General features: G+C 45.8%; 4 protein-coding genes. 1 reads left to right on the top strand and 3 read right to left on the bottom strand.

Annotation, left to right across the window (positions count from 1 at the left end):
- The first annotated feature begins 119 nt into the window (after nucleotides 1–119).
- Nucleotides 120–1,649 (top strand): bifunctional GNAT family N-acetyltransferase/carbon-nitrogen hydrolase family protein, encoded by a 1,530-nt coding sequence (locus tag B2337_RS04205; RefSeq protein WP_292362423.1) that lies wholly within the window; start codon nucleotides 120–122, stop codon nucleotides 1,647–1,649.
- A 20-nt stretch (nucleotides 1,650–1,669) separates the two neighbouring features.
- On the opposite strand, the gene ccoG is transcribed toward B2337_RS04205, so the two are convergent.
- From ccoG to B2337_RS04190, 3 genes are all read right to left on the bottom strand, one after another.
- On the bottom strand, nucleotides 1,670–3,091 hold the full coding sequence (gene ccoG, locus B2337_RS04200; protein ID WP_292414066.1) for a cytochrome c oxidase accessory protein CcoG: 1,422 nt from the start codon (nucleotides 3,089–3,091) through the stop codon (nucleotides 1,670–1,672).
- 18 nt (nucleotides 3,092–3,109) lie between these two features.
- Nucleotides 3,110–4,501, bottom strand: coding sequence for a PLP-dependent aminotransferase family protein (locus B2337_RS04195; protein WP_292414065.1), 1,392 nt, complete (start codon nucleotides 4,499–4,501; stop codon nucleotides 3,110–3,112).
- A 246-nt stretch (nucleotides 4,502–4,747) separates the two neighbouring features.
- Nucleotides 4,748–7,342, bottom strand: coding sequence for an EAL domain-containing protein (locus B2337_RS04190; protein WP_292414064.1), 2,595 nt, complete (start codon nucleotides 7,340–7,342; stop codon nucleotides 4,748–4,750).
- Nucleotides 7,343–7,384: the final 42 nt, after the last annotated feature.

Raw genomic sequence — 7,384 nt, 5'->3', positions numbered from 1 at the left:
AGCAGTGGTGGATATGAAAGATAAACACGCCCTAGTGCGGATTAATCTCAACATTAAAACATGCCTGTCTGCATCTGCTAGACTCAATCGATATTTCATTATTGAACTACGGAGCGTTTATGGCCCACGAAGAGCTGCACCTGAATTTACGTAATCTAACATTAGAGGATTACGATCAGCTCAAAAATCTGATGGACACTGTGTACGATGATATTGGTGGCGCCTGGCCTCAACCCACCATTGAAGGATTGATCAATCAGTTTCAGGATGGGCAAATCTGCATAGAAGACTCAGGGGAATTAATTGCTGTAGCGCTAACCGTCATGGTCAGTTATGAACGATTCAGCAATCCGCATACCTATGATGATTTAATCCTGAAAAATGACAAAATCTGGCATAACCCAAAAGGTGACTCATTGTATGGACTGGATGTTTTTATCCACCCTGAATATCGTGGCTACCGGCTGGGCCGCCGTTTGTATGAAGCACGTAAGGAATTGTGCCGTTCAATGAATCTGCGCGCTATTCTGGCCGGCGGGAGAATCCCCAATTATCACAAATTTGCCGACAAGCTTTCACCTGCCGAGTACATTGAGCAGGTCTCACGAAAAGAAATTTATGACCCCATTTTGACGTTTCAGCTCTCCAATGATTTTCAGGTGATGCGTTTGATGCATAAGTATTTACCAGAAGATAAAAAATCACTGGGACATGCCACGTTACTGGACTGGAATAATATTCTTTATACCCCGCCAACGTCATTGCTGGATGTAAAAAAAACTCAGGTTCGATTAGGTGCAGTGCAATGGCAGATGCGTGAATTTCATTCGGTAGAGGAAGTACTTAAACAGGTCGAGTATTTTGTCGATGCATTATCGGATTATAAAAGTGACTTTGCACTGTTTCCCGAGTTTTTTAATGCACCTTTGATGGGGCTCACCGATCAAATGGATCAAACCCGGGCAATTCGTTATCTGGCAGGCTTTACCGAGCAGTTCCGTAATGAAATGTCTGACATGGCGGTCAGTTACAATATCAATATTATTACCGGTTCAATGCCGCTACTGGAAAATGACCGGGTCTATAACGTGTCCTATCTTTGTCATCGTGATGGCCGGGTTGACGAACAACGCAAAATCCATATCACACCCCATGAACGCCGTGACTGGGTCATTGAAGGCGGCAACAAGTTTCAGGTGTTCGAAACCGATGCCGGGCGAGTTGCCATTATGATTTGCTATGACATTGAATTCCCTGAACTGGGCCGAATTGCAGCAGATCAGGAAGTGGATATTATTTTTGTACCGTTCTGGACTGACACCAAAAACAGTTATCTGCGCGTTCGTCATTGTGCCCGTGCACGCGCTATCGAAAATGAATGTTATGTGGCAATTACCGGCAGTGTGGGCAACTTGCCGAAAGTTGAAAACCTGGATGTACAGTATGCCCAGTCATCGGTGTTTTCTCCTTCCGATTTTGCTTTTCCGCACGATGCGATAATGGCTGAAACCACACCGAACAGCGAAATGATCATGTTTTCCGATCTGGATCTGGATAAACTCAAACTGGTGCGAAACGAAGGTGCAGTCACCAATCTGAAAGATCGCCGGGCCGATCTGTATGAGCTGTTTGTCAAACAAAAGGATTAAACAGCTTATCGCACCCGACATTATTCGGGTGCGATAAAGATAGTTTCATAGGTAATTTCTGACTGTGGTCCTTCAATTACGTTAACTTTAAACCTGAGTTTGCTGATGCCACCCTGCAGATCAGATTCGGCTACACGAACCAGCGCTGTAACCACACTTACCTTGGCCGGTTCGATAATGTAGGTTTCATCCAAACCATGCAGGCTTGCACCAGCAAGCCCCTCAATCTGATATTGCACCTCAATCGGCACATTCTGTTTGTTCAGTAATTTGAGCGAGTAACGGTTTTGAATCGAACCATCGCTGAGTTGAACGTATAAAGGCTGACGATCAGGTCTGACACTGAAATCGGTCGCTGACAGGGATAAAAAGCCATAAGCAATACCAGCCAGAGAAGCCAGCAGGATCAGACTGTAAATAATGACTCGCGGACGTTTGTATAAAGGCTGCGGTTTACTGTGCCCTTGTAACTCAGCATAAGAGGCATAGCGTATCAAGCCGCGCGGCTCATTTATTTTGTCCATCACCGAATCGCAGGCATCGATACACATACCACAGGTAATACAGCCTTCCTGCTGGCCTTTACGAATATCAATACCTGTCGGGCAGACGTTGACACAAAGTTTGCAATCTATACAGCTACCTTTACTGGGATCGGTCTGACCTTTTTTCAGTTTGCCACGAGGTTCACCCCGCTCGGCATCATACGCAGGCAAAATTGTATTCTGGTCATACATAACGCCCTGTAAACGTGCATACGGACATAACCAGAAACACACCTGTTCGCGCATAAATCCGGCGAATACATAAGTGAAAGTGGTAAATACCGCCATCACAATCCACACGGCAATATGTGCCTGCAGGCTGAAAACATCCCGCCACAATTCAAAAGCATCCATAAACCAGGCCGAAAATGTCAGCCCCGTCAGCAATGCAATTGCCATCCATAAACTGTGTTTGCTGATTTTCTTCAGCAGTTTTCCTGCCGACCATGGCGCCTGTTTAAAGCGCAATTGTTTCTGAGGTGTATCGCCTTCCAGCTTGCCTTCAATCCATGTGTATATATCTGTCCAAACCGTCTGGAAACAGAAATAACCACAGAAAACCCGCCCGGCAACACTGGTCACTGCCGCCAGCAGAATGGCAAAAAACAATAAGGTCAGCGATAACATCCAGATATCCTGAGGGAAAATAGTCAAGTCAAAGAAATGAAACTGACGATTGGGGATATCCAGTAATACGGCTTGTTCACCATTCCAACGAATGTAAGGTACCAGAAAGTAAAAAAGCCACACCGACATACCAAACCATTTCAGATTACGAAACCGTCCAGACATACGTTTGGCGACGATTTTCTCGCCACCGGCATTCACATCCCAATCGGCCATTTCCTCATAGATATCGCCGTTTTTTTCCATAAAGTGAATCGGTTGTTCAGTCATATTTCTTCACCTCTGGGGTCAGATAATGTGATGCAGGGAGCTTGCGGGCTGAGTCAGCAAGCCGCGCAAAATGGTTAATGCCTGAGAAAGCGTTGCATGATCCGGTGACAGACCCAACGACAATCGAACAGCCTGTCGTTGATTCTCGCTGAAGCCGAAACTGTTGCATGCGACTACCGATACACCTAGTACTGTGGCCTGTTCGGCAAATGCACTGGCCTGCCAGTAAGTGGGTAATTGCAGCCAGATATGGTGTCCTTCTTCATGGCTGTAAAACTCCATACCCGTTAATACTTGCCCGGCAATTTGCTGGCGCAGACGGTTTTCTTCTCGAATGGCTTCAGCAAACCGGTTAATACGCCCATCATAAATCCAGCGTGAAACCAGGGCGGCCATCAGCGGTGACGCCATGACACTCATCGCACGCAAGACATTGGTCAGTCCCAATGCCTTTGAGTTACTGGGAGCAATAACATAGGCCAGACGCAGCGCGGGAGTTATACACTTGGACAGTGTGCGTATATACCATGTGCGTTCAGCGGCTAAATCAACTAATGCTTTAACAGGCTCAGTTTGCAGCGGCGAATAGGGATCATCTTCTATGATGGTGATGTCATATTCATCGGCGATGGTTACGATTTGCTGGCGTCGCAGTAATGACATGGTGGCTGTTGTCGGGTTGTCCATGCTCGGCACCAGATAAATCGCTTTCATGGCATGTAGCCGACAAGCCTGCTCAAAAGCATCCGGCAACACCCCCTCTTCATCCATAGTCAATGGTTGCAAAGTTAGCCGAAGCTGCTCGGCGGCCGATTTCAAGCCGGGATAGACAAATTCACCACAGGCAATAATGTCGCCCGGTTGAGCCATACAATGCAAAATGGCATACAACGCAGACTGTGCTCCACCGGTAATCAAGGTGCGTTCGACGGTAACACTATCTATTGTTTGTCTCAGCCAACCAGCTGCAGCGCTCCGATCATGCGGATTACCGGCGCTGTCCTGATAATGCAGCTGCAACACCCTGTCCGCTCCGGCAATAAGCTGGGCAATACCCTGTGGTATATGTTGCTGTAAACCAGCAGATTCTGGTTGTGGCGGATTATTCATGCTCAGGTCGAGCAATGGGCGGGCTTCTGAAATATGGGAAATCAGTTTACTTTCAACATGATGCCTGACATAACTGCCTCGTCCCGTGGTGGCATCAATCAATCCACGACGGCGTGCTTCATTGAAAGCACGGGTTACCGTAGTCAGATCCACATTCAATGCTTCAGCAACGGCTCGCTGTGCCGGTAAACGATCACCGGCTTTAACATAACCGGAATAGATATCGGCTTCTAATGCTTCGACGATGCCGAGATACTTGGATTTGGCATCCGCTTCAATTCGGGGTTTCCACAAAGGCATGGCTGAATCCTATGAATAGATAGGCACACGCTAGGCATTTTTCCCGACAAAAACAAGCATATCTGCATACAAAAAACGACAATGTATGGCATGCCTTTTATTGAACTGACATATTGTATGGAAATACAGCTTATTTCATCAGGTCACTACTGATAAAGCCATACAATTTTTTACAACAAACACGTTGATACCAAAACCAGGTGGCATTGAGTTGCGCAAGCTTTAACCAAGTTCAGCGACAAACAATTAATGGGCTTTATGCTTTAAACGAATTTCGCCAATAATCTGCTGCCACTCGGCAACCGGTGCGGGCTTACCGAAGTGATACCCCTGATATACGTGACAACCGGATCTTTCCAACAGGGTCGCCTGTTCAGCCGTTTCCACGCCCTCGGCAATCACGGCTAAATCCAGACTTTGTCCCAACGCAATAATAGTACTGACAATGGCTTCATCGTTAATATCTGTCAGCACATCCCGCACAAATGACTGGTCAATCTTCAATTTGTTTAACGGCAGTAATTTTAAATAACTCAATGACGCGTAACCGGTACCGAAGTCATCCAGGGCAAAGCGTAATCCTCGCTGACGTAACATATTCATTCGCTCGATAGTGAGATCAATATCTTCAATCAATAAACTCTCTGTGACTTCCAGTTCCAGATGGTTGGGGTTCACACCAAATTCGTCGATACAGCTGTCTATATACTCAACAAACTGCAAATGACGGAACTGTCTGGGGCTGATATTGACCGATAAAGTCAGATTCTCCATGCCTGGTAGCGTTGACCACTCAGCCAGTATTTCACAGGCTTTTCTCAACACCCATGCACCCAATGGGATGATCAGGCCACTCGACTCAGCGACCGGGATAAAGTCAGCAGGTGAAATAAACCCTTCTACGGGATCATGCCAGCGTAATAACGCTTCCATTCCAACATATTGCTGATCACTACTGATTTGCGGTTGCACGTACAATTCTAACTGCTGCAGTGAAATAGCTTCTCGTAATTTGCGTTCCAATTCACTGCGACGGTTCACTTCTTTCTGCATGATCGGGTCAAAAAACCTCAGGCTGTTACGGCCTGATGCTTTGGCCCGGTATAGCGCCATATCAGCCTCTTGCAGTAAACGTTCAACATCGCCTTCTGCATCAGAAAATAAGGCAATACCCACACTGGCAGAGGCAATATACTGTGTCTGATCCAATATAAAGGGCAACACAAAATCCAGCAGGATCTCTTCAGCTAGCTGTTGTGCGGCCGCTTCCACCTCAACTCGATTTGCTCCCATGTTCGGCTTGACGATAACAAACTCGTCCGATCCCAATCTGGCAACTAAATCATTGGGTGCCAACCGTGATTGAAGGCGTTTGGAAACCCCCTGGAGTAATAAATCGCCTGCGTGATGTCCTAACGTGTCATTCAAGGTTTTAAACGCATCAAGATCGATTATCAATAATGCGCCTTCCATTTTCGATTGATGACTTTCTGCCAGTGAATCATCCAGAAATTCCATCAGTAACCGACGATTTGCCAATCCCGTCAACGAATCATATAACGCCAGTTTACGAAGCTGCTTTTGAATCAAAAGATGATCCGTGATGTCTGTCGAGATGCCGCATAAGGCGTAGATAGTGCCGTCTTCACGCCGCAACGACATTTTGACCGATAAGAAGGTTAGAGGTTTAGCAGAGCCATGAACCTTAATGGTTTCTTCCTCTACAATACGTTCACCTTTTTCGATAACTCTTAGATCATTTTCACGCAAAGTCTGGCAGGTTTCACGGTCAAACAGTATTTCATCGGTTTTACCTAATATATCTTTATCTTCCAGGCCAATCAGTTTGCACAGGTTTTGATTGACATACTGGTAATGCAATTGCAGATCTTTGATATAAACATGGGCATCGACACTATCCAGAATGACACTCAAATTTTGCTGAGTTTGACGCAGCGAAATATTTTTTTCATGAACGCGACGCCGCATTAACAGTGAAAATAGTATTGCGCTGGCAAAACCTGCAATCAGGGCAATAACTAACCACCAGATTTCTTTTGGAATGGTTGCCTTGGTTTCAGAACTATTCCAATCATTCAAAATGGAAAAGTAGGGCGACTCAGTGTCTGCTTGCCATTGTTGCAAATACTTATCAATGGCCTGCAACACTTCGCCATGCTGACCGCGAGTCGTTGCAAAATACAAACGGCTGGGTTGAAAAACAACCGGTGTGGGTTTTAAGTTCAGTTCGGCAGCTTTAAGTTCACTAATAAAGTTATTTGCTGTTACGGCATCGGCAATGCCATTCATTAACGCTGCAAAAGCTGCTTCCTGTGTATCAACCAGAACAAAGGTGACATCAATACTGAAATTTTCTGCCAATTGACGTAAATAATCGTATTGAATCGAACCTCGAAGTAACGCCAGTCGTTTACCATCAAGCTCCAGTAAACTGCTCAGGGTATGCCTGCGATTGACATAAATCTGTGACCAGCTGAGTAATGCTGCAGTGGAATGAAAATCATATAATTCACTGCGTGCCGAACTCGCTGCTACATCCGGTAACAAATCAATTTCACCATTGGCGAGCTGCTGCAGACATTCATTCCAATAACATGGCACGGCAATCAACTGCCAGTTTTCCTGAGCTGCGATCACTTGCAGAATGTCACCCAGAATGCCCGTTAGCTGTCCTTTTGAATCCGTCAACAGCTTGGGTGGATTTTCATAGACACCGACCCGCAAGGTGGTTTGCTCTGCCAATAATTGTCCGCTGGTTAACAATGCTGATACCAGCATCAATAACGAACTTAAATTGATTGGTTTGGCTTTTGAGATCATGAACAGGCTGGCCAATAGGAGACTGTTATATTTATAACAGAT

The sequence above is a fragment of the Methylophaga sp. UBA3192 genome, from assembly GCA_002363955.1.
Lineage (GTDB): Bacteria > Pseudomonadota > Gammaproteobacteria > Nitrosococcales > Methylophagaceae > Methylophaga.
This window is presented reverse-complemented; position numbering and strand designations above follow the sequence as displayed.